This is a genomic window from Rhodomicrobium sp. (genome assembly GCF_047605405.1).
GTDB lineage: Bacteria > Pseudomonadota > Alphaproteobacteria > Rhizobiales > Rhodomicrobiaceae > Rhodomicrobium > Rhodomicrobium lacus.
Genome location: NZ_JASGFR010000003.1, coordinates 47,569 through 69,210 on the forward strand (window position 1 = coordinate 47,569; position 21,642 = coordinate 69,210).

At 61.6% G+C, this 21,642-nt stretch carries 23 protein-coding genes; 13 read left to right on the forward strand and 10 right to left on the reverse strand.

The window, feature by feature from the left end; translation table 11 throughout:
• Positions 1-176 precede the first annotated feature (176 nt).
• Positions 177-1,694: a trypsin-like peptidase domain-containing protein gene (locus QM659_RS02030; protein WP_415187196.1), complete on the reverse strand. Its 1,518-nt coding sequence runs from the start codon at positions 1,692-1,694 to the stop codon at positions 177-179.
• Positions 1,695-2,150: 456 nt separating this feature from the next.
• On the opposite strand from QM659_RS02030, the gene QM659_RS02035 reads away from it, so the two are divergent.
• Positions 2,151-2,675 (forward strand): Spy/CpxP family protein refolding chaperone, encoded by a 525-nt coding sequence (locus QM659_RS02035; RefSeq protein WP_164729941.1) that lies wholly within the window; start codon positions 2,151-2,153, stop codon positions 2,673-2,675.
• A 97-nt stretch (positions 2,676-2,772) separates the two neighbouring features.
• On the opposite strand, the gene QM659_RS02040 is transcribed toward QM659_RS02035, so the two are convergent.
• Positions 2,773-3,033, reverse strand: coding sequence for a hypothetical protein (locus QM659_RS02040; RefSeq protein WP_127077188.1), 261 nt, complete (start codon positions 3,031-3,033; stop codon positions 2,773-2,775).
• A gap of 439 nt (positions 3,034-3,472) precedes the next feature.
• On the opposite strand from QM659_RS02040, the gene QM659_RS02045 reads away from it, so the two are divergent.
• From QM659_RS02045 to QM659_RS02065, 5 genes are all read left to right on the forward strand, one after another.
• Complete coding sequence (locus QM659_RS02045) at positions 3,473-4,330, forward strand: FTR1 family iron permease (RefSeq protein WP_415187197.1); 858 nt, start codon at positions 3,473-3,475, stop codon at positions 4,328-4,330.
• 273 nt (positions 4,331-4,603) lie between these two features.
• Complete coding sequence (locus tag QM659_RS02050) at positions 4,604-5,746, forward strand: MFS transporter (protein ID WP_415187256.1); 1,143 nt, start codon at positions 4,604-4,606, stop codon at positions 5,744-5,746.
• Positions 5,747-5,750: 4 nt separating this feature from the next.
• A complete protein-coding gene (mutM, locus tag QM659_RS02055) occupies positions 5,751-6,638 on the forward strand; it encodes a bifunctional DNA-formamidopyrimidine glycosylase/DNA-(apurinic or apyrimidinic site) lyase (protein ID WP_415187198.1) in 888 nt (295 codons plus the stop codon).
• 13 nt (positions 6,639-6,651) lie between these two features.
• A complete protein-coding gene (locus QM659_RS02060; protein ID WP_415187199.1) occupies positions 6,652-7,455 on the forward strand; it encodes an enoyl-CoA hydratase in 804 nt (267 codons plus the stop codon).
• 180 nt (positions 7,456-7,635) lie between these two features.
• Positions 7,636-8,325 carry a Crp/Fnr family transcriptional regulator gene (locus tag QM659_RS02065; RefSeq protein WP_415187200.1) on the forward strand — a complete coding sequence of 230 codons (690 nt, stop codon included), beginning with the start codon at positions 7,636-7,638 and terminating at the stop codon, positions 8,323-8,325.
• Between the two features lie 143 nt (positions 8,326-8,468).
• Here QM659_RS02065 and QM659_RS02070 read toward each other — a convergent pair whose 3' ends face one another.
• Positions 8,469-8,780, reverse strand: a complete 312-nt coding sequence (locus QM659_RS02070; protein WP_303483848.1) for a c-type cytochrome — start codon at positions 8,778-8,780, stop codon at positions 8,469-8,471.
• 300 nt (positions 8,781-9,080) lie between these two features.
• Here QM659_RS02070 and QM659_RS02075 point away from each other — a divergent pair, with 300 nt between their 5' ends.
• Positions 9,081-9,542 carry a GatB/YqeY domain-containing protein gene (locus QM659_RS02075; protein WP_415187201.1) on the forward strand — a complete coding sequence of 154 codons (462 nt, stop codon included), beginning with the start codon at positions 9,081-9,083 and terminating at the stop codon, positions 9,540-9,542.
• 215 nt (positions 9,543-9,757) lie between these two features.
• Here the strand turns inward: QM659_RS02075 and QM659_RS02080 are convergent, their stop codons facing one another.
• The 6 genes from QM659_RS02080 to QM659_RS02105 form a co-directional block, all read right to left on the reverse strand.
• A complete protein-coding gene (locus QM659_RS02080) occupies positions 9,758-9,997 on the reverse strand; it encodes a hypothetical protein (RefSeq protein ID WP_164729943.1) in 240 nt (79 codons plus the stop codon).
• A 192-nt stretch (positions 9,998-10,189) separates the two neighbouring features.
• On the reverse strand, positions 10,190-10,900 hold the full coding sequence (locus QM659_RS02085; RefSeq protein ID WP_415187202.1) for a pirin family protein: 711 nt from the start codon (positions 10,898-10,900) through the stop codon (positions 10,190-10,192).
• Positions 10,901-10,990: 90 nt separating this feature from the next.
• Positions 10,991-11,395, reverse strand: coding sequence for a fluoride efflux transporter CrcB (crcB, locus tag QM659_RS02090; protein WP_415187203.1), 405 nt, complete (start codon positions 11,393-11,395; stop codon positions 10,991-10,993).
• 268 nt (positions 11,396-11,663) lie between these two features.
• Entirely contained in the window at positions 11,664-12,323 is a 660-nt protein-coding gene (gene msrA, locus QM659_RS02095; RefSeq protein ID WP_415187204.1) for a peptide-methionine (S)-S-oxide reductase MsrA, read from the reverse strand.
• 107 nt (positions 12,324-12,430) lie between these two features.
• Entirely contained in the window at positions 12,431-12,553 is a 123-nt protein-coding gene (locus QM659_RS02100; RefSeq protein WP_281023878.1) for a hypothetical protein, read from the reverse strand.
• A gap of 85 nt (positions 12,554-12,638) precedes the next feature.
• Positions 12,639-14,090, reverse strand: coding sequence for a cryptochrome/photolyase family protein (locus tag QM659_RS02105; protein ID WP_415187205.1), 1,452 nt, complete (start codon positions 14,088-14,090; stop codon positions 12,639-12,641).
• A 149-nt stretch (positions 14,091-14,239) separates the two neighbouring features.
• On the opposite strand from QM659_RS02105, the gene QM659_RS02110 reads away from it, so the two are divergent.
• Together QM659_RS02110 and hisN are read left to right on the forward strand one after the other, a co-directional pair.
• A complete protein-coding gene (locus tag QM659_RS02110) occupies positions 14,240-15,136 on the forward strand; it encodes an N-formylglutamate amidohydrolase (protein WP_415187206.1) in 897 nt (298 codons plus the stop codon).
• 332 nt (positions 15,137-15,468) lie between these two features.
• Positions 15,469-16,254, forward strand: coding sequence for a histidinol-phosphatase (gene hisN / locus QM659_RS02115; RefSeq protein WP_415187207.1), 786 nt, complete (start codon positions 15,469-15,471; stop codon positions 16,252-16,254).
• Between the two features lie 100 nt (positions 16,255-16,354).
• On the opposite strand, the gene QM659_RS02120 is transcribed toward hisN, so the two are convergent.
• Positions 16,355-17,059, reverse strand: a complete 705-nt coding sequence (locus tag QM659_RS02120) for a hypothetical protein (RefSeq protein ID WP_415187208.1) — start codon at positions 17,057-17,059, stop codon at positions 16,355-16,357.
• 231 nt (positions 17,060-17,290) lie between these two features.
• Between QM659_RS02120 and QM659_RS02125 the strand changes: the two genes are divergently transcribed.
• The 4 genes from QM659_RS02125 (at position 17,291) to QM659_RS02140 (ending at position 21,303) form a co-directional block, all read left to right on the forward strand.
• On the forward strand, positions 17,291-17,770 hold the full coding sequence (locus tag QM659_RS02125) for a pyridoxamine 5'-phosphate oxidase family protein (RefSeq protein WP_415187209.1): 480 nt from the start codon (positions 17,291-17,293) through the stop codon (positions 17,768-17,770).
• A gap of 187 nt (positions 17,771-17,957) precedes the next feature.
• On the forward strand, positions 17,958-18,542 hold the full coding sequence (locus tag QM659_RS02130) for a YceI family protein (protein ID WP_303483828.1): 585 nt from the start codon (positions 17,958-17,960) through the stop codon (positions 18,540-18,542).
• Positions 18,543-19,415: 873 nt separating this feature from the next.
• Positions 19,416-19,754: a P-II family nitrogen regulator gene (locus tag QM659_RS02135; protein WP_127077247.1), complete on the forward strand. Its 339-nt coding sequence runs from the start codon at positions 19,416-19,418 to the stop codon at positions 19,752-19,754.
• A 16-nt stretch (positions 19,755-19,770) separates the two neighbouring features.
• Positions 19,771-21,303, forward strand: a complete 1,533-nt coding sequence (locus QM659_RS02140; RefSeq protein WP_415187210.1) for an ammonium transporter — start codon at positions 19,771-19,773, stop codon at positions 21,301-21,303.
• Positions 21,304-21,642: the final 339 nt, after the last annotated feature.

Below are 21,642 nucleotides of genomic sequence, written 5' to 3' on the forward strand. Positions count from 1 at the left end.
AAACAGCTTCCCACTTCCTCGAACGGCGATAACGGCTCAGATTTAGGTTGCCGCGCGAAGCGGCGCAAGCCGTGATCGTACGAGACTCGAGCCGCTTCTCCAACAGCGGATGCGCGCAAGCATAAACGCAAATCGGGGGCGAAGCCGCCCCCGACCCGCCCCTCAACTTTTTCCCGTCAGCTCGCGCCGGTCGGCAGCGCAACGAAGACCTGCGTCGCACCGCGCTGGACGAGCGTCAGCGCGTGGCGCTTGCCGATGGCTCGGGCATTGCGGAGCGCCGCCTCCAGCGCGTCCGGCGTGAACAGATCCGAGCCGTTCGTGGCGAGGATCACGTCGCCCTGCACGAGGCCGATATCGGCTGCCCTGCCATCCGGGCGGATCTCCACGATGGCAAGGCCGGGCGCGCCGCCCGGGCCGCTCACCATGGGCGCGACCGCGATGCCGAGACCGCCGATTTCCGACTGCAGCGCAGGGCCGCTCTTGCCACCCGGCAGCTTGGATTCGTCCTTGAGTTCCGTCAGCTTCACGGCGAGGGCTTCGCGCCTGCCGTTGCGGAAGATCGCGAGGCGGACAGCGGTCTGCGGCGGGATGGCCGCGATCCGGCGCGCGAGGTCGCGGCTATCCTTCACGTCGCCTTCGTTGATCTTGAGCACGACATCGCCGCGCAGCAGGCCGCCCTTGTCGGCCGGGCTACCCTGCATGAGCGAGGTCACGAGCGCCCCTTGAGCGTCGCGAAGGCCCAGGCTGTCGGCGAGTTCCGGCGTTACGGGCTGCACCTCGACGCCGAGCCAGCCGCGCGTCACGCGGCCTTTCTCCTTCAACTGGGCGACGATGGTTTCCACCGTCTTGGCGGGGACGGCGAAAGCGATGCCGACCGAACCGCCTGACGGCGAAAAGATGGCGGTGTTGACGCCAATAACCTCGCCAGACTGATTGAAGGTCGGGCCGCCGGAATTGCCCTGGTTCACCGAAGCATCGATCTGGATGAAGTTGTCGTAGGCGCCCATGCCGATGTCGCGGCCGCGCGCCGATACGATGCCCGCCGTGACCGTGCCGTCGAGGCCGAAGGGGTTGCCGAGCGCGATCACCCATTCGCCGACCTTGACCTCACCCTTGCTGAATGTGACCGCCGGGAAATTGCGCCCGTCCACCTTCAGAAGCGCGAGGTCGGTCCCCGCATCGGTGCCGATGATCCGGGCAGGCAGCGCTCGCCCGTCGGTCGTAAGCACCTCGACTTTCATCGCACCTTCCACGACGTGGTTGTTGGTGACGATGTATCCGTCCTGCGAGATGAAGAAGCCGGATCCCTGTCCGAGGACGGGCGCGCCGGGCGATCCGCCCTTCTTGTCCTTGCCCTTGGGATCTGGAGGCATGAGGCCTTTCGGCCCGGCGAAGAAACGCTCTAGCGGTGTGCCGCTGAAGGGATTTTCCTTGTTGCCGTCGGGCGAGCGCTCGTCCCCCGCGCCGCCGTCCTGCGACGCGACGAGACGCGGATCGGCCTTCACCCGCACCGACACGACGGACGGCAAAACATGTTCCGCAAGCGCCGTGAAGCTGGGCAGTTGGGTCGTCGTCTCGCGTTGCTGCGCGACGGCGGGAGCAGCCTGTAACTGGTTGGCCCCGGCACCTGCGATCACGCAGAGGGCAACCGCGGAGGCGCCGACAAGATTGCGGCTGACCAGCGACAGGGGCAAGCGACGCGATATCTTGGTCGAAGCTGGGTCTTTGGCAGGCTTATTCGGCATGAACTTCCCGTATATTGAAGCAATGGACGCGTCAGCGAATGGTTCGCTGCCGCCTAGTTCAAGATGAGGCTAAGGTAAAGGAATTGTTTAAGGAATGACGATGTGACTCTATGGTAAACTTGTAAAGTTTTCGCCAAAATATGTTTTTACAGCATTAATTGTGCGATAACCCGACGAATGCATCTTGATTGATCGGCAATCGCATTGGCGAAATTACGGCAAGCCGAGAAACTTGATTGTATCTTAGCATTTCGGAAAATTCGTATTCTGAATATGAGACGCCGCATGACGCAGCTATATGCGCGTTTTAATGTACTGTTATTGCTCCGATCAGGAACTAACTTGACGACAGTCTCCACCGCCACCTTATCAAAAACAGAGTTTTCGCTAGTGGAGGAAGTACCCATGAACAAGTCGATTGTCGCGGGCGTGATGGCGCTCGCGCTTCTGGGACCGTCGTGCGTCTACGCGCAACGGGCCGATGTCGAGGATAACGGCGCGCAAGGCACTCAGGCACAACCGCAGCAGCGCCAGACGGAGCAGAAGAAGTTCCGCTTCGGTCGGGACGACATGAAAGCTTTCGCCGATGCGCGCATCGCGGGCCTGAAGGCGGGGCTCAAGCTCTCGCCCGATCAGGAGAAGAATTGGCCGCCGGTCGAGCAGGCTTTGCGCGACATCATGCAAAAGCGCATGGATCAGAGGCTGGCGAAGCGCGATCGGCAAAAGCCTGAAGACGCCATTCAGGCGATCAAGGAGCGCGCCGAACAGCTTGAGGAACGCGGCGGATCGCTGAAGAAGCTCGCGGACGCGGCCGAGCCGCTTTACCAGTCGCTGAGCGAAGCGCAGAAGCGCAGGCTCGTGGCGTTGCTCAAGGCGGGCGACGAAGGGCTGGGCCGCGTTGCGAAACGTCGTGGAGGCGGGCGCGGCTGACGGCTGGCGGCTGACGGGTCATTGACAGAGGGCGACGCCATGCCGCCCTCTCGACCAAGTGGCAGGAGGGAGCGGCTTCGGCTCGCCCGTACGTCGATTATTCCTTTTCGCGGGGATTATCGAGCGGCTGGAGCCGGATCGGTTTTCCGCTGTCGACCTTCGCCGCTGCCGTCACGATGTCGCCGGCCTTGATGATCAGGTCGCGAACAGCAGCGACGCTTTCGCCCACTTGCACCCAGCCATCCAACTCGTTCATAAAGATGTCGGAGCCGCCGTGGGCGCCCTTGCGCACGCGCTGGATATCCTCCACGCAGATCAGCGTAAGATTGCCATTGGTGTCGTGAAGTTCGATGAACATAGACCTTGATCCTCCCGAGCAGGGATAACGGCTCGCCTGTCCGCATCGCAGCCGCCCGACAACTATATCACCGGGGTTGGAAAGCGAACGTTCTAATTTAGGAAGCTTGCGGGCGAGTGCCAGCCCGAAGGGCCAGAGCGGCGATCCGCCACGGCGGGTGTCGCAAGTGAATCCGGTGCATCCCGCCGCCGCTTGGTGTCGATCAGGTTCGATTTCCCGATTTCCTGAGAGGATTGCAAGCATTCCTCGGCATTCTATATCCTGATTAGAACAACTCTAATTTTAAGAGATAAATATTGCGCCTTCGTCTGTCGCGCTTTACACGATGGCACTACGCGCCTTTTCAATTTTTGCGCCGGTTCGCTTGAGATATGCACATCGTGTCTTGTAAATCGGGCGCGATCGGCAGGGTCATACGCGTTCGGTTCAGGAGCCTTGCATGCTTGCCGCCGCCATCATCGTTTTTCGGGAAGTCATCGAGGCCGGGCTGATCGTCGGGATCGTGCTGGCGGCGACAAAGGGCGTGCCGTCGCGCGGCTGGTTCGTGGCGGGCGGCATCGCCGCTGGGCTTATCGGCGCGGCTTTGCTTGCGATCTTCGCGGGCAGCCTGTCGGAGGCGCTCGACGGCGAAGGGCAGAAGGTTTTCAACGCGGGCGTGCTCGCGCTCGCGGTGTTGATGCTGACCTGGCATAACGTCTGGATGGCGAGCCACGGCAAACAGATGGCCGCCGAGCTATCGGCCGCTGGCGCCGCCGTGGCGGAGGGTACGAAGTCGCTGACGGCGCTGGCCATCGTGGTTGCGGTCGCGGTGCTGCGCGAAGGCGCGGAAGTGGTTCTGTTCCTCTATGGCAATGCGATCGCGTCGCGCGAGAGCGGCTCCATGATGCTCGCTGGCGGCATGCTGGGACTCGGCGGAGGGATCGCGCTCACCGGCTTGACCTATGCGGGGCTCGTCCGTATTCCGCCGCGCTACCTTTTCTCCGTGACGAGCGTCTTGATTGCGCTGCTTGCGGCGGGCATGGCCTCGCAATGCGTCAGGATTCTTCAGGACGCCGACATCGTATCCATCTGGGTGGACACAGCCTGGAATACGTCGGGCTTCCTGTCGACGAACACGCTTTTCGGCGTGATGATGCAAACCCTCGTCGGCTATGATGATCGTCCGTCGTGGCTTCAGGTCGCCGTCTATCTCACAACGCTGTTCGTGATCTTTGGATTGATGCGGGTCAGTCATATCCACCATGCGAGGCGGCGGGGCGCGCATCGCCGCCCTGATGTCTCGCCCGCCCGCGGCTAGATCACCTGCATCTGATCGGTATCGCACGGCTTCACACAAGCTGATCGGCACTGCAAATCGAAGGGCATCGTGCCGCGTCCGACGCTGGCGCCCAGCCGAATGCGCAAAGACAGCCTCGTGTTCCGGCAATCGCGGCATCCCCGCGCTTCTGGGGCGCCGCTTGCTTCCGAACGCGTATTTGGTTGGCGGTCGGCGCGCCGACGCGATAATGTCGCACCCGTGACCGCCAGCGTAGCCCCCGCCTCAGTTTCCGAAGCCGCCGCGCCTCCCTGGATGGTTCGGCTGTTCGCGCTCGCCTGCGGCATCCTCGTCGCCAACATTTACTATGCGCAACCCCTCGCCGGGCCGATTGGCGCTGAACTAGGCCTGCCCGCCACGGCAACCGGCCTCATCGTGACCATGACGCAGGTTGGCTATGGGCTGGGATTGTTGTTGATCGTGCCGCTGGGCGATCTCATCGAAAACCGCCGCCTGATCGTGAGCGTGATTGCGCTCGACGTGCTTGCGATTCTCGGCATCGCCGCAGCGGGCGCACCGGGACCGTTCCTCGCGGCCGCCTTTCTCGTGGGGCTCTTTTCCGTCGTCGCACAGATCATCGTGCCGCTCGCTGCACAGCTCTCGCCGGATGCGACGCGCGGGCAGACGGTCGGCAATGTCATGAGCGGGCTGCTTTTGGGCATCATGTTGGCGCGGCCCGTGTCGAGCTTCGTTACCGAACTCTCATCGTGGCATGTGATCTTCATCGCGTCGGCGGTCGCGATGACTGCTCTCGCGGTCGCGCTGCACGTTTGGTTGCCGGAGCGGCGGCCTGCGTCGGGGCTTTCGTATGGGGGTCTGCTGCTTTCGCTCGCGCGGCTCTTCGCGGAGACCCCCGTTCTAAGGCGGCGCGCCTTCTACCACGCGCTGATGTTCGCGGCCTTCAGCCTGTTCTGGACGGCGACGCCGCTGCTTCTAGCCGGACCGCTCTATGGGCTGTCGCAAGGCGGAATTGCGCTTTTCGCCTTCGCGGGCGTTGCCGGAGCCGTGGCCGCTCCGCTCGCCGGCCGGCTCGCCGATCGGGGACGGACGCGGATGGCGACAGCGGCGGCGATGGCATGCGCCGCGCTCGCCTTCCCGATGACTTTCGCGGCGGAACCGGGCTCGGCGCTCGCGCTCGGCCTTCTCGTCGCTGCGGGCATCCTGCTCGACTTCGGCGTTTCGGCCAACCTTGTCCTCGGACAGCGCGCGATCTTCTCGCTGGCGGCAGCCTATCGCAGCCGCCTGAACGGGCTTTACATGGCGATCTTCTTTGCGGGCGGCGCGATCGGTTCGGCTGCCGGGGCGTGGGCTTTCGCGAGCGGGGGCTGGCCGCTTTGCGCCGCCACAGGCTTTGCATTTCCGATAGCGGCGCTTATCTATTTCGCGACGGAACGCTAAGCCCATGCCCGAATTGCCCGAAGTCGAGATCGTCCGGCGCGGCCTCGCCCCTGCGATGGAGGGCGCTGCGTTCTCCGCCGTGACGCTCAACCGCGCCGACCTTCGCTTTCCCTTCGTACCGCATTTCGCCGAGCGCCTGCGCGGGCAGCGCGTAGCGCGTCTCGCCCGTCGGGCGAAGTACATCGTGGCGGAAACCGACAGCTGCCTCTGCCTCGCGATGCATCTCGGCATGACGGGTCGCTTCACCATCGAGCGCCATTCCGACGGCGCAGGGGTTACGCCCGGCTCGTTTTACTACGGGCATCCAGCCGATGCGCGCCACGACCACGTCGTTTTCGCGATGAGCAACGGCGAAGTGATCCGTTACAACGACCCGCGCCGCTTCGGTTACATGACACTGTTCGACGCGGGCGAGATGGCGGCGCATCCCCTCTTCCGCGGACTCGGGATCGAGCCGCTGTCCGATGCGCTGACGCCGGACTATCTCGCTGCGCGCGCGGCGGGGAAGGCACAGGCGCTGAAGGCCTTCCTCCTCGACCAGCGCATCATCGCGGGGCTTGGCAACATCTATGTTTGCGAGGCGCTGTTTCGGGCGGGGCTGCCGCCCGATGCCGAGGCGGGGGCGCTCGGCGTCGGCAGGCGAGGCAAGGCGGCCGCCGCTCGGCTCTGCACGGCGATCAAGGCCGTACTCAAAGACGCGCTCCTGGCGGGTGGTTCCTCGATCCGCGATTACCGCCACGCCGACGGCGACGGCGGCCATTTTCAGGAGAAGTTCGACGTCTATGGGCGCGGCGGCGAGCCGTGTCATAATGGCTGCGGCTCGGACATCGTAAGAAAAGCCCAACAGGGACGCTCGACCTTTTTCTGCCCGCGCTGTCAGGCAAAAATCTGAAAGGAAACACCGGATGACTTCCAATATCGCGTCTTCCGAAACCGCCTCTCTTGAAACAGTGCTGTTCGAGAAAAAGGGCAGGGTCGGCCTCGTAACGCTCAACCGGCCCAAGGCGCTGAACGCGCTCAACGCCCAACTCATCGCGGAACTCAATCAGGTGCTCGACGCCTTCGAGGCGGACGCCGACATCGGGGCCATCGTTCTCACGGGCTCGGAGAAAGCGTTCGCGGCGGGCGCGGACATCAAGGAGATGAAGGACAAGACCTTCGGCGACGTCATCCTGCACGATTTCATTGCGCCCTGGGAACGCATCACCCGCGTTCGCAAGCCGGTGATCGCGGCCGTATCGGGTTTTGCGCTCGGCGGTGGGTGCGAACTCGCCATGATGGCCGACTTCATCATCGCATCCGACACGGCGAAATTCGGGCAGCCGGAAATCACCCTCGGCGTAATCCCCGGAGCAGGCGGCACGCAGCGTCTTACACGCGCGGTCGGCAAGGCGAAGGCGATGGACCTCATCCTCACGGGGCGGCTCATGGACGCGGCCGAGGCCGAGCGCGCAGGGCTCGTGGCGCGCATCGTTCCCGCCGCCGATCTCGTCGCGGAGGCGCTGAAAGCCGCCGAGAAGATCGCGAACTTCTCGCTTCCCTCGGTCATGCTGGCCAAGGAAGCGGTCAATCGCGCTTTTGAGACGACCCTTTCCGAGGGCGTGCGGTTCGAGCGCCACGCCTTCCATGCGCTGTTCGCGACGGAGGACCAGAAGGAGGGCATGGCGGCTTTCGTGGAGAAGCGGCCGCCACGCTTCAAACATGCCTAGGCGATGTGATCGCCATGCATTGGACAGACACGGGTTCTCACGCTACGATAACGGTAACGTGAAGGAAGGCATCTCGCTTTGAAAAGCATGTCCAACCCCGTGGCGGAACGCTCCCACTTTAACGCCAGCCGCTGCGAAGCGTGCTTCATCCGGCACCGTGGGATCTGTCAGGCTCTGTCGATGGAGCAACTCGAACGGCTGAGTTCGATCGCCCGTCGCCGGGTCATTCCGGCGAACCAATACATCTTTCGAGACGGTGACGAAGCCATCTCCTTCGCGGCCGTCAATTCGGGTGTTGTGAAGCTTATCAAGACGACCTCGGAAGGCGAGCGCCACGTGATCGGCCTCGTCTACGCGCCTGAATTTCTGGGCCATACCTTCGCGGAGACGCACAAGTTTTCCGCAGCCGCCGCGACCGATGTCGACATCTGCACATTCCCGCGGCAGGCGTTCAACCGCCTGCTGCTCGAATATCCGGACATGCAGCGCTGGCTGTTCGAGTTCACGGTGCGGGAACTGGACGTCACGCGCGAGTGGACGCTCATGCTCGGGCGCAAATCCTCTTACGAGCGCGTGGCGAGCCTTCTTCTCATCACGGCGCGGCGGACCCGCAATGCCGGAAGCCAGCATGTTCAGGAAAACAGCGCCGAGTTCGAGCTTCCGATCACGCGCTCCGAGCTGGCGGATTACCTTGGCCTTACGCTCGAAACGGTGAGCCGCAAGGTCAGCCAATTGAAGCAGGAAGGACTGATCGAGCTTCGTTCGACCCGCGACATTTTCGTTCCGAACATCGAAAAGCTTGCCGAGGCCGCAAGCATGGATGACCACCGCGAGTCTGCGAAGGCGAAAATTGCCGCCTTCCCGGCCTGACGCCATGCGCGGCGTCAGGCCGGACGAAGCCAACGCTGTAGATTGATTTTGTCGAGCAGCTTGTCTGCGTCAAGATCCGGTGCCGACGCGAGGTGATCTTCGCATGGCTTAACGCGCCGCGGCAGCATGAACCCCTTCAGCTGCTACTTCGCCTGAATGCCTTTGACGTACATGCCAAGTTCCGTCACCGCGCGGCTTGCCGAAGCCGGCCCGCACTCGTCGGAAAAGATCGAGGTCCAGTTCGGCATGCCGCCATGCGACTTGCCGCTTTCGCCTTTCAGAAGTTTGAAAACGTATTCCGTCGGAAACGAGCCGTTTGAACGCTCCGCCAGCGTCGTCAGGTCCGGCGGCGTCAGCTTCAGTTCCTTTGCGAGGATGCCGCCGCCCTTGCCGTCCGGGCCGTGACAATAGGTGCAGTTTTCGGCGAAAAGCTTGGAGCCGGGGAGCACTTCCATCCGCGCGCATGGGTCGATTCCGCTCCCCGTTTGCGCCGCGCAGGGTAGGATGAACGTTGTTAGCGCGAGCGCTACGGCGGCGCGGACTTTGTTTCGTGGAGTTCCGCGCATGGTGCAATCCTTACCCTCAGTCAGCCTTACTCGAAACGATTCTCACAGGGAAGCCAACCGCATGCATGCGGTTTCCACCGCAAGATCAGCCCGATCGGTGTCGTGTCGGAATACGAAGAGGCCACTGGCATGCGTTGTCGAGCGCCACTCGAAGCGCTAAATCTTCTCATCAAGGAAAGGAATGCGGCCATGATTCGCCAAAAAATCTCCGAGACTCTGAAAGACGCCATGCGGTCGAAAGACGAGGTGAAAACGACGACGCTGCGCATGGTGAACGCTGCGATCAAGCAGAAGGACATCGACGTGGCGCGCGGTCGCGGCGATGAGCACATCGGAGAGGACGAGGTGCTGAATCTGCTGCAAAGCCTGATCAAGTCGCGCCGCGAGTCCGTCGAGCTTTACAAGAAGGGCGACCGGCCCGACCTGGCCGCGAAGGAAGAGGCCGAGATCGCGATCATTTCGGACTTTCTGCCGAAGCAGATGGGCGAGGATGAGCTGAAGGCCGCGGTGAAAGAACTGGTGGGCTCGATCGGCGCGACGAGCGTCAAGGACATGGGCAAGGTCATGGCTGCGCTGAAGGCGAATTACGCGGGCCAACTCGACATGACGAAGGCAAGTGCCGTCGTCAAGGACGTGCTCGCCGGGAAATGACCGGCAATTTCCGGCCTTTATGTTGGATCAGGGCGCGTGGCCTCAGTGTGAGGGCACGCGACTGTATTTTTGCGCAGAGTTTCCGCGGAAGCCGTAAGCGAGCGCCCGGCTTACACTATGGCGTCGTGCAGTAACCAAGATGCGGCACGCACTGAGTCGTGATTGGCCTATCAGTTCCCGGCGTCAAATCGAGTCTGATCTAACCGCAGGACGACCTAATGCAGGTTGGCGAGCCCCGTGTGCGAAAAGCGATCCTGACGCGTGGTCAATACCTTCGGCATCCGGGACACCAGCTCGATAAGCAGCAGAAGCTCCTGCCTGACGTGGTGATCCTCGATACGGCTGAACGCCGTAACCAGTTGACGCGACTGCTCGACAGCACCGTTTTTCGTGTCGACCGTAGTGCCGACCCCATCGAGCAAGGAACGGAACAACTCGTCCATGTCCTGTTTCATCACTACCGACTCCAACTCAACCTTACGCCAAGGTGACTGCCCAAACGACCAACAATGGTGTACGCAACAATTATTGCAACTTTAAGTCAAGGCGTGCCGTTGTCACGTCACAGGTTTGTCAACGGATCGCGCCTTGCGTAAAGATGTCCTGCGCGGTCATTTTCCACCCAGTTCCACGCAAGGTTTACCTTGCTAAACGGACACTCTCATGTCGAAGAGAAGCACCTCCGCCTTTTCCACAGCTTCGATGGAGATATCCTCTTCCGAAATGGTGCCAGCGCCATCGCCCGCTTCGAGGCGCTCGCCATTTGCCGTCACCGAACCTCGAACGACTTGAACCCACCGCGCGCGTCCATCTGCGACCCGATGCTCGACGGGTTCGCCCGGTTCGAGAATCGTCGCGTAGATATCCACATCGCGGTTGATCGCGATGGAACCGTCGCGACCGTCTCCCGACACAACAAGCCGAAGCCGCCCGGACTTCTCGGGTGCGGAAAAGGTCTTCTGGTTGTAGCCCGGTGTGGCACCATCGCGTTCAGGCAAGACCCAGATTTGCAGGAAATGCACGGGCTCCGTATCCGATGCATTGAACTCGCTGTGACGAACGCCTGTGCCCGCCGACATGTGCTGCACATCGCCCGGGCGGATGACCGACCCGTTTCCCATGCTGTCCTTGTGCTGAAGCCCTCCCTCGATCACGTAGGAGACGATTTCCATGTCGCGATGGGCGTGGGTGGGGAAGCCGCCCCCAGGCGCGACGCGATCCTCATTGATGACCCGGAGGGGCCCGAAACCCATGCGCTTCGGGTCGTAATACTCGCCGAACGAGAAGGTGTGGCGACTGTCGAGCCAATCGATCTGAGTGCGGCCCCTGTCTTCGGACCTGATAACAACCATGGCCATCTGATTTCCTTCGCTAAGCTGCCTGGCCGTCACATGCGTATCGGTAGACCGGCCGCCAAGAGCACAGGGAAATCACAAGCGCGTAAGCGATCAGGGCCGCGTGTCGGCCGCCACCGCCGCAGCTAGGGCATAGCCGAGCGCTACAGCCGCGAGGCACATGAGCACCGAGATGCCGACATTCGCGAGGGCTGCCCACGGCTTGCCATCGCTCAGCAGGTCGAAGGTTTGCAGGCTGAACGAGGAAAAGGTGGTGTAGCCGCCGCAGATGCCGATCATCACGAAGGCGCGGGCGTCGCCGTGCAAACCGTATCGGCTGCCCGATACCGAGAGCGCCGCAAAAAGTCCTATGATGAAAGAGCCGGTGATGTTGATGAGGATCGTGCCCCACGGAAAAAACGGTCCTGTGAGGCGCACCATGGCGTCGGAGACGGCGGCGCGCGCCACGCTTCCGATGGCTCCGCCGAGCGCGATGAAAAGGTAAGTCCACAAGGACATGTGTCTGCTCGCGTGGATCGAGGGCGCTGAGGCGTCGCGCCGACGGCCGATAAAGGAATGCCCCGCCTGGAGCCCGCCCGATCCGATTTAATCGAAATCAGATCGGTAAAACGGACCCTGCTCGAAGTTCAGATGCCGATTCACAGATCGGATTTGATCGACCTGAGCGGCTCCGCATCTCGGACGGGGGGATATATAATAGGTCGGGGCGGTTTATAAGTCCGTCATCGAGCATCCACAAGGCAGCATGCCATCCGGCGGCGACGTTTCAGGCGGGCGCGTTTTCACCGAAGCCGACCGGGCAGGAGACGCCGGTTCCGCCGAGGCCGCAATAACCGCCGGGGTTTTTCGCGAGATATTGCTGATGATAGCCCTCCGCGAAATAAAACTCGCCCGCGGGTGCGATTTCGGTCGTGATAGCACTATGGCCTTTTGCGGAAAGCGCCTTTTGATAAGCGTCCTTCGACGCGAGCGCTTCGCGTGCCTGCTTCTCGTTCGTAGTGTAAATCGCCGAGCGGTATTGTGTGCCGACATCGTTGCCCTGCCTCATGCCTTGCGTGGGATCATGAGCCTCCCAGAAAGCTTTCAGCAGCTCGCCATAGCTGACCTTCTTCGGGTCGAACACGACGAGCACCGCCTCGGTGTGGCCGGTGCCGCCGGAGCAAACCTCCTCATAGGTCGGGTTCGGCGTGAAGCCGCCCGAGTAACCGACGGCGGTCACGATGACGCCCGGAATCTGCCAGAAGCGGCGTTCCGCGCCCCAGAAGCATCCCAGCCCGAAGATCGCGATTTCGCTGCCTTCGGGATAGGGCGGCTTCAGCGCGGCGCCGCTCACGATATTGGTATCGGTGGTTGGAATCGGCGCGTCGCGGCCGGGAAGTGCGGTCGCGGCGTCCGGCATCCTGGTCTTCTTGCTGAACGAAAACATGGGCACCTCTTTCTGTCGCGCTCGATATGGGGACGCACAGGCGCAGAGAAAAAGGCCCGAGCCGGAATTTCCGGCGCTGGTTCACGCAGACTTGCGCTCAGTCGGCGCTAGTTGACGCGAACGTCAGGGATGGTCGGCTTTTCGACGCTGATCGTATTCTTGTCGTAGATGTAGAAAGCTGCGAGTGCGGCAAGCGCGACGACAAGTGCGCCGATAAGAAAATTCCGCATTTTCAGTGCTCCTTCCAGCTGAACGTCATTCAGCAAACGGAAGAGAAGCGGGCAATGTTCCGTATTTGCGAGCCCCGACGTTTCGCTATTTCTTCACGAACGCGAAGGCGGCAAGCGCTCTTGCCCGCGCCGCCGTGTGCTCGACGATGGGGTGCGGCCAGGTTTCGCCGAGCGTGACGCCGGCATCACGCAGCGCTGTCGCGCTCGCCGTCCATGGTTTATGGATAAGCGAGGCGGGAAGCCTGGCGAGTTCGGGCACGAAGGCGCGCACGTATTCGCCGTGCGCGTCGAATTTCTCGCCCTGAAGCACGGGATTGAAGATGCGGAAATAGGGCGCGGCGTCCGCGCCGGACCCCGCCACCCACTGCCAGCTTGCGGCGTTGTTCGCGAGATCCGCGTCGACGAGCGTATCCCAGAACCAGTCCTCGCCGGTCTGCCATGGAAGCAGCAGATGCTTGATGAGGAATGAGGCGACGACCATCCGCACGCGGTTGTGCATCCACCCGGTCTGCCAGAGTTGGCGCATTCCGGCGTCCACGATGGGAAATCCCGTCCGCCCGCGCCGCCACGCCTCAAGCGCATCAATGTCGTCACGCCATGGGAAGGCGGCAAACTCGGCGCGGAACGGCTCGTCGGGCAGATGCGGGAAGTGGAACAGCAGGTGATACGAAAACTCCCGCCAGCCGACTTCGCGCAGATAAGCCTCGGCTGCCGCTTCATCGCCCGTCGCTTCCGCCGCCGCTTTCACTGCGTGCCATATTTGGCGCGGCCCGATCTCGCCGAACGCCAGATGGGGCGACAGGCGCGATGTACCATCTGTGCCGGGTTGGTCGCGCCGCGGAGGGTAGGACGGCAGCCCGGTCTCTATGAAGAGGGCGAGCCGATCCCGCGCCGCCTTTTCGCCGGGCGCCCACGCGGCGCGCAGGCCGCCTGCCCAGTCTGGTTTCGTCGGTTCAAGGGACCAGCTTTCCAGAACATCGGAGCGAGGCCAGCGGTCTGGCGCGGCGAGTGCATCCGGCGGGGGCAGCGGCGTTGAAGGTGCGCCGCGCTGCGACAGCGCGCGGAAGAATGGGGTGAACAAGCGAAACGGCTCGCCCGAGAGATTCGCGAGGCTTTCCGGCTCGACAAGGATCTGCCCGCCGAAACGCCGAAACGCAACCCCGCGCGCTTCGAGCGAGGATTTCAATCGCCCTTCCAGCGCACGCTGAAAAGGCTCGTAGCCACGCGTGAAAAAAACGGAGTGCGCGCCGGTTTCCTCGATCAGGTCGAGCAGCGCGCGCTCGGTATCCCCGCGCCCTAGCACCAACCGCGAACCGCGCGCTTCAAGATCCGACGCGAGGGACCTGAGCGACTGATGAAGCCACCAGCGGCTCGCACCGCCAGGGCGCCAGCGGCCCGGCGTCTCATTATCCAGAATGTAGACAGGGATGACCGGCGCACCCGTAGCGGCCGCAGCCGAGAGGGCAGGATGATCGGCAAGGCGCAAGTCGCGCCGGAAAAGAACGAGGGCCGGAGCGGAACGCGATGAAGCGGTCATTTTCGGCGTTTCTCCTCATCTCGCGCGGCAAAGGCGCGGCTCCCCCGGAAGTTGCATCTGGATGGACAGATCGCAATTGCGTTCGTGCCGCGTTTTTGAGACAGTTGTCGAAGCAATCCGATCCGGCCCTGGCACTCGCAAACGGTTTCATGCCGCAAGACGAAGCCCTGTGTATCGCGGCGGAACTCGATCCGCCTTTTACAATCCTCGGTGCGCAAAGCCAGCGCGCGCCGATCGTCTTCAATTCGCCTCACAGTGGACGGGTTTATCCCTCGGTCTTCCTCGCTGCGTCGAGGCTTTCCGCGCAGGCGCTTCGCAAGTCCGAGGATGCGTATGTCGAACAGCTGCTGAACGCCGTGCCAGCGCATGGCGCCGTGCTGATGCATGCCCACTTTCCGCGCGCCTACGTGGACATAAACCGGGAGCCTTATGAACTCGATCCGTTGCTTTTCAGCGGACGGCTGCCCGATTTCGTCAACAGCCAGTCTCTGCGCGCCATCGGCGGGCTCGGCACCATCGCCCGTATCGTGAACGAGAAGGAGGAGATTTATCCCGGCCCGCTTGCGCTCGACACGGCCCTCGTGCGCATCGAAAACCTCTACAAGCCCTATCACGCAGCGCTCGGCGATTTGTTGCAGGCGTCGCGGGCGCGCTTCGGCGCTGCCTTTCTCTTCGACTGCCATTCGATGCCGTCGCAGCAGGCGGAGCGCGGCGGCTGGCCGGATTTCGTGCTCGGGGATCGCTTCGGTGCATCCTGCGCGCCGGAAATCACGCGCCTCGTCATGGCGCTTCTGAAGGGACTCGGCTATCGCGTCGGCCTCAACAAGCCGTATGCCGGCGGCTACATCACCGAGCATTTCGGCAAGCCGCAACAGGGCGTTCACGCGCTCCAGATCGAGGTCGACCGCAGCATCTACATGAATGAGGAAACCTTCGAGAAGACGCCCGCCTTCGAGGGCCTGCAGCGCGACATGTCGCACCTCGTGTCCGCGCTGGTGCAGGAGTTGCCGCGCTGGAGCGGAGGCTATAAGGTCGCCGCTGAGTGACGGATGGTGTGCAGGCGTAAGCCCTCGACTTGGATGCCCCATCGGGTTTGCGAACCCGGCCTCGGGCCGACAAAAAAAGAGGCCATCCAAAATGATTGAACGGCCCCAAGTCTAGGGAGGAAACGCCCAAGGAGGGCAGCGACACGCGTAATGAACGCATATCGCACCGCAGTAATATCGCATTGCAGCGCACAAAATACAAGAGACAGTTGTGATGTGCACCGCGTTGCTCGTTTCCGCAACAAACAGTCCGCCAAATAAGCCTGTGCGAAATATCTGCCAAGCTGCATACGATTTCACGCAGTATGTCGACAAAACGGGGAGTGTCCGACGTGCCGATTGCCTTTGATTCGCTGCTTGAAACAGCGCACAAGCTCGCCAATGCCGCGAGTAGTGTCACTTTGTCGCACTTCCGCAAGGGAACAAATGCCGATCATAAGGGCGGCGCGTCCTTCGATCCCGTGACTGTCGCCGACAAGGGCGCGGAAGAGGCGATGCGCGCCATTCTGCTGCGCGATTTCCCGGATCATGGCATCGCCGGGGAAGAGTTCGCTCCCGTGAACGAAGGCGCGGATTATGTCTGGAGCCTCGATCCCATCGACGGCACGCGCTCCTATATCATCGGTCTGCCGATCTGGGGCACGCTGATCGGCGTTCTCTACAAGGGCAAGCCCATCCTCGGCGTCATGGATCAGCCTTTCATCGGCGAGCGTTTCTGGAGCGATGAGCATGCCGCCTGGTATCGCGGACCGAATGGACTCAGGCGCTGCAAGACGAGGACGTGCGCGAATCTCGGCGACGCGTTGCTGACGGCAACGACGCCGGACATGTTCGAGGGCGAGGATGCCACGCAATTCGATCGGCTTGCCGATTCCGTGCGCATGCGCCGCTTCGGCGGAGACTGCTACGCCTACGGCATGCTGGCCCTCGGCCAGATCGACATCGTGGCGGAAGCGTGCCTGAAGCCGTTCGATATCGTTGCGCTGATCCCCATTGTCGAGAAGGCGGGCGGTGCGGTGAAAACCTGGGACGGCGGCGAACCGCAGGCAGCCGGGCGGTGCATTGCTGTTGGCGACCCCGCCTTGCTGGACATCGCGCTCGACCGTCTGCGAGGCTGAGCAGGGCGCGAAGGCGCGCGGGCCTCAAAGCGGTTCCTCTCCATCGCTTGAACGCACTCCCAAAGGCGCGCGCATTCTTCCGGGTGCCGCTGCCCGACGCTTATCCGCTCTTTCCGGGATTCTGGAAAATGATCCAGAGATCCTCGCGGTAAGCGTAGAGCTGGATCGTCTCCGAGGAGGCTTCACCCCAGTAGTCGGTACCGTGCGAAGACCTGTCGGGCTTACCGAATAAAGTCAAAAAGGCCGGCCTGAGGCTCTGCGCGGTGGCATAGGGGTTGTCTTTGGGCGACAGGATCGCTGTTATCTTGGACGCCGTCATATAGTCTTCGGGGTTCACATCCTGCGGTTCGAATTCGACGCTGAGGGTAAAGCTGCCGTTGTTCAGATGAAGCCGCTGCTGGCATTGTTTTCGTCCGTTACGGCAGGTTTCATGGAGCGTAGCCGGCTCCTTGAAGAAGCCCGATCCGTCGATCGTGCGCTTCACGGCTTCAAAACTATCGCCGAGCCTGATGCCGAACACGCTGCATCCCGAAATGTCGGAGACTTTTTTCTCTCTGACCGCGCACGGCTTCGTGCCCGAGAAGAGGAGGCGGCGGAAGTTTTCCTTGACGGCATCGCGATCTAGGGGCGCACCGCCGGACGTGGCCGCATAGGATTGCACCGTTTCGGGGGGCGGGCTCTTTTTGCCGGTCAACGAACTCCACGCCAGCCACACCGAAAAGCCGACAAGCCCCAAGATGCCAAGCGCGTACAGCGTGGAAAGGAGCACTCGCTCCCAGAGATTATGAAACGCCTTGTCATCCATCGATCTGGCCACTCACACGAAAAACGCGACATGTATTTTATGAAACTTTTATCTTTCGCCAGGCATGCCGCATAGGCCGTAGACGCAGCGATGCACAGCTTAGGCCACGGCACATCGAGCGTGGCGAGCCGGAACGGGCGCACAGTCATCTTGTTGAATTCCAAAAGGCGCGAGCAAGCGGGGCGCGGATGAGCGTTTCCATCTCGCGGTTGAAAGCGGAAGGAGATCCAAGTGGATACGCATCAGCAGGGGTTCGCAAAGCTCGTCGCAATGATAGACGCCATTGAGGTCGGCATGCTCACCACAGCCGACGAAAGCGGCCATCTGCGGGCGAGGCCCATGGCAACGCAGCGTGCGGAGGATGGCTGTCTGTGGTTTTTCACGGCTCGCGACTCGCCGAAGATCGAGGAAATCCGCAAGGACCACCAGGTGGTTGTCACTTACAGCGATCCCGCGAACCAGGTTTTCGTCTCGGTGTCTGGCGTCGCGCATACGCTCAGGGACGAGGCCAGAATTCGCGAGCTTTGGACGGGGCAGGCCCAGCGATGGTTCCCCGAAGGCCCCGAGGATCCCCGCATTGCGCTGCTCTCGGTTGAAATCACGGCGGCGGAATTCTGGGACGTGGACGCGTGCAAGATGCGCGAACTGATGAATTCGAACGCTTCACCTGAACAACTCGCCGCCGCGACCGATCACAAGGCTATTTCCTGATCCAAGACAGCCGGTGAGCGCGACGTGTGGCGCGGCAGGCCATTTCGAGGGAATGCTGTTCTTGGTCGACCACAAAACATGAAAAAATTGAAATACTAAATCACGGACTCGTCAATAAGTTGCCATCTCTTGGCCCCGAAGCCCGCTTGTTGTGGGCCTCATACGGTTAAACAGGACGGAGATCGGCATGTCGTTGCGCAGGATTCTTATTGCTTCTATTCCCGCATTTTTCGCGGCAACCACCATCGCATCCGCTGAGCCTGTCGCCTATTCGTTTGATCCCGGTCATACGACGGTTCGCTTCTGCTGGAACCATCTCGGCATCAGCCGCCAGTGTGCCCAGTTCAAGACCTACGAGGGCGAAGTGCTTTACGACGCGGCCAAGCCGGAGAACAGCAAGGTCGAAATCACCTTCAAGACCGACAGTATCGAGACGCTCGTACCGGTGTTCAACGACCACATGAAGGGCGACAAGCTGTTCGATACGAAGGCTTTCCCCGAGGCAACCTTCAAGAGCACAAAGTTTGAACGGACCGGCGAGAAAAGCGGGAAAGTTACCGGCGACCTGACGATCAAAGGCGTGACGAAGCCTGTGGTGCTCGATGTCACCCTCAATTTCGAGGGTTCGCACCCGATGTCGAAGAAGCCGACGCTCGGCATCGGCGCGAATACAACGATCAAGCGTACGGAATTTGGCGTTTCGCAGGCTGCGCCCTTCGTTTCCGACGAAGTGACGATCGACATCCAGACGGAACTGAACAAGAAAATCTAGTGGTTCGATTCCGGCATTTGCATCCGTATGCAGCATGCTTGCGAGCAAATGTCGGAATGGAAAGGACCACTAGCAACATCATGATTCTCGTGGAGCTTTTGAATTTGACATTTGAGCGAGAGCTCGCAGCCACCGGGACTCAAATGTCAAATTCGCTCCACTAGGTCAGTCCGCGTCAAATCGGACTCGATACGACGCGGCATCCATCCGAAACATAAAGCATTGTGCCCTTTTGCGGCGCAGTGCTTTATGTGCGTCTTTACAATGCGAAGCCTTCCGAGTTCCTTAAAGTTCGATTTCTCGAAGGCACACACGATCTGGCGCGGGAACGCGCAGCGCGCGTCATTCGCCTCGCAAACAGTCGCGACGACCGGCATTCGCCATCCCTGAACGACCTGCTTTCTGTTCGATAGCCAGCGCTCTTCATCCTTGAGCCTATCCCGCCATCACCTCGATGTGGCGAAACGCGCCGCCATTTTCGTCTACGCCGTCCAACCGCAAAGCGGACGGAAGCCGCGCCACAGTAAATCCGTGTCGTCGATCAGCTCGTCTTCATCAAATCGATGCCAGAACGCACGCGGTCTGGCGAGGATGGAACGCCAACCGGCTGTGGTTACAAACACGGCATATTGCCCAATTATTGAGCGAAATATTGCGAGTGCTTTAGAAATGAGCGCTCATTTTTAGAGCCATTCTCCGCAAAGCGGTAAGTTTAAGGTCGATTCGCGGTGCGCCGTGTCGCATGGACGAACGCCCTCCTTTGGCACAGCTTTTGAAGTCGCTGCGACAGCCGTGTCTTCGCGATCCCCTTTCCTTCGCGCGGGCAACGTAAAAAATGAGCGTGTTCGAGGCAGGATGTTGGAGGATTCAGATATGAAACTGGTGGTGGCGATCATCAAGCCATTCAAGCTGGAAGAAGTCCGTCAGGCCCTCGACGGTCTCGGCATCGAAGGGCTTACGGTCAGCGAAGTCAAAGGCTACGGCCGTCAGAAAGGGCACACCGAAATCTATCGCGGCGCGGAATACGAGGTGAACTTCGTTCCGAAGATCAAGATCGAAGTCGTGGTGGCCGACGAGCAGGTTGATAAAGTCATCGAAGCTGTTTCTTCGGCGGCAAAAACGGGGCAGATCGGAGACGGCAAGATCTTCGTGTCTACGATCGAACATACGGTGCGCATCCGCACGGGCGAATCCGACGCTGATGCTCTTTAGTAAGAAGGGAAAATCAATGACACCTGTCTGGCGTAATCTAGCTCTTCTAGGGGCAACGGCCCTGGGAGCGATGGCTCTCATCGATCCATCGCTCGCCCAGGAAGCCGCGACCGCGGCAACGGACGCTGCGGCTGCGGCGCCGGAAGCTGCCGCCGAAGCCGCGACCGCTGTCGCCGCAACGGCCGCGAAGGCTCCCGAACTCGTTGTTGCCAAGGCCGACGACGCATGGATGATGACGTCATCGCTGCTCGTCCTCCTGATGACGGTTCCCGGCGTTGCGCTCTTCTATGGCGGCATGGTCCGCACGAAGAACATGCTTTCCATTCTGACGCAGGTCTTCGCGATCCAGTGTATCGTCTGCGTGATCTGGTTCATCTACGGCTACAGCCTGGCATTCGGCAGCGCGGAAGGCGCGCTTGCTCCGTTCATCGGTAATTTCTCGCGGCTGTTCTTGTCCGGCATCGATTCATCGACCGTGGCTGCGACCTTCACCCCGGGCGTTGGCATTCACGAACTGGTCTTCGTGAGCTTCCAGATGACCTTCGCGGCGATCACCACCGCGCTGGCCGTGGGCGGTTTTGCCGAACGCATGAAGTTCTCTGCGGTCGTCCTTTTCGCTATCCTCTGGCCGACGATCGTCTATTTCCCGATCGCGCACATGGTCTGGGCCAACCCTGGACCGGCCGAACTCGCCCTTAACAATGAAGCTGCCATTGCAGCCTCGGGCTTCGGTTTCCAGATGGGCGCCCTCGACTTCGCGGGCGGCACCGTCGTTCACATCAACGCGGGCCTCGCCGGCCTGATCGGCGCGCTGCTCGTCGGCCGTCGTCTCGGTTACGGCAAGGAGCCCATGCCGCCGCACTCGCTCACGCTGACGATGGTCGGCGCTGCGCTGCTGTGGGTCGGCTGGTTCGGCTTCAACGCGGGCTCCGCGCTAGAAGCGAGCGGCACCGCCGTTCTCGCGATGGCCAACACCTTTGTGGCGACAGCCGCTGCGGGCATTTCCTGGCTCGTGGTGGAGTGGCTTTTCAAGGGTAAGCCAAGCCTCCTTGGTCTTGCTTCCGGCGTCGTTGCCGGTCTCGTCGCGGTCACGCCTGCGGCCGGTTTTGCCGGAACCAACGGCGCGCTGGTGCTCGGCCTCGTCGCGGGCGCGGTTTGCTTCTTCTTCTGCACCGCTGTGAAGAGCGCTCTCCGCTATGACGATACGCTCGACGTCTTCGGCGTCCATGCCGTCGGCGGCATCATCGGCGCCATCGGCACGGGCATCGTCGCCGCGCCGGTCTATGGCGGCACGGGCGTGACGGACTACACCAAGTGCGAAATCGTGAACGGCGTTCTGACTGCGACTTGCCCGATCGGCGAATATGACGTCGCCGCGCAGGTTCTGATCCAGCTCAAGAACATCGCGGTCACGGGCGCCTGGTGCGTCGTCGGCAGCACGATCGTGTTCCTCCTTATCTCGCTCGTCGTCGGCCTGCGCGCCTCGGCAGAGAAGGAGCGCGAAGGTCTCGACATTTCCGAACACGGCGAACGCGCTTACAACCTGTAAAAACGGCGGACGGCAAGACGCCGTCCCCGACTTCCAGTTCCAGGCAGCCCTTCCGCTGCCTCCTGCCGGGCCTTTCGTTTTCTTCGGACAACGAAAGGCTTCCTCTCCTTTACCGATGCGCCTCACGCGAAACGGCATCGACGTCACTTGATGGCGCTCTCTCTGCGCTGAACGCTCCCTCCGATGGATGGCGCGGAGGCAGGGGTAAGCCCGGGATCCCATCTCCCGGGCTTTTCTCATGTCGGCCTCAAGTAGGCCGATTGGCCTGAACGCCGGGACCGTGCGCGAAGGTCTTGCGATGCCGGTTTCTCAAGGGTTTTGCCTTCGGGCACACAGTGC

Coding starts and splice junctions, on each gene's coding strand:
- QM659_RS02135 (WP_127077247.1), top strand. CDS start 19,416: ATGAAACTGGTGGTGGCGATCATCAAGCCATTCAAGCTGGAAGAAGTC.
- QM659_RS02035 (WP_164729941.1), top strand. CDS start 2,151: ATGAACAAGTCGATTGTCGCGGGCGTGATGGCGCTCGCGCTTCTGGGA.
- QM659_RS02105 (WP_415187205.1), bottom strand. CDS start 14,090: ATGACCGCTTCATCGCGTTCCGCTCCGGCCCTCGTTCTTTTCCGGCGC.
- QM659_RS02130 (WP_303483828.1), top strand. CDS start 17,958: ATGTCGTTGCGCAGGATTCTTATTGCTTCTATTCCCGCATTTTTCGCG.
- QM659_RS02110 (WP_415187206.1), top strand. CDS start 14,240: ATGCCGCAAGACGAAGCCCTGTGTATCGCGGCGGAACTCGATCCGCCT.
- QM659_RS02060 (WP_415187199.1), top strand. CDS start 6,652: ATGACTTCCAATATCGCGTCTTCCGAAACCGCCTCTCTTGAAACAGTG.
- QM659_RS02045 (WP_415187197.1), top strand. CDS start 3,473: ATGCTTGCCGCCGCCATCATCGTTTTTCGGGAAGTCATCGAGGCCGGG.
- msrA (WP_415187204.1), bottom strand. CDS start 12,323: ATGTTTTCGTTCAGCAAGAAGACCAGGATGCCGGACGCCGCGACCGCA.
- QM659_RS02070 (WP_303483848.1), bottom strand. CDS start 8,780: ATGGAAGTGCTCCCCGGCTCCAAGCTTTTCGCCGAAAACTGCACCTAT.
- QM659_RS02075 (WP_415187201.1), top strand. CDS start 9,081: ATGATTCGCCAAAAAATCTCCGAGACTCTGAAAGACGCCATGCGGTCG.
- QM659_RS02040 (WP_127077188.1), bottom strand. CDS start 3,033: ATGTTCATCGAACTTCACGACACCAATGGCAATCTTACGCTGATCTGC.
- QM659_RS02065 (WP_415187200.1), top strand. CDS start 7,636: ATGGAGCAACTCGAACGGCTGAGTTCGATCGCCCGTCGCCGGGTCATT.
- crcB (WP_415187203.1), bottom strand. CDS start 11,395: ATGTCCTTGTGGACTTACCTTTTCATCGCGCTCGGCGGAGCCATCGGA.
- QM659_RS02050 (WP_415187256.1), top strand. CDS start 4,604: ATGGTTCGGCTGTTCGCGCTCGCCTGCGGCATCCTCGTCGCCAACATT.
- QM659_RS02120 (WP_415187208.1), bottom strand. CDS start 17,059: ATGGATGACAAGGCGTTTCATAATCTCTGGGAGCGAGTGCTCCTTTCC.
- mutM (WP_415187198.1), top strand. CDS start 5,751: ATGCCCGAATTGCCCGAAGTCGAGATCGTCCGGCGCGGCCTCGCCCCT.
- QM659_RS02085 (WP_415187202.1), bottom strand. CDS start 10,900: ATGGCCATGGTTGTTATCAGGTCCGAAGACAGGGGCCGCACTCAGATC.
- QM659_RS02080 (WP_164729943.1), bottom strand. CDS start 9,997: ATGAAACAGGACATGGACGAGTTGTTCCGTTCCTTGCTCGATGGGGTC.
- QM659_RS02140 (WP_415187210.1), top strand. CDS start 19,771: ATGACACCTGTCTGGCGTAATCTAGCTCTTCTAGGGGCAACGGCCCTG.
- QM659_RS02100 (WP_281023878.1), bottom strand. CDS start 12,553: ATGCGGAATTTTCTTATCGGCGCACTTGTCGTCGCGCTTGCCGCACTC.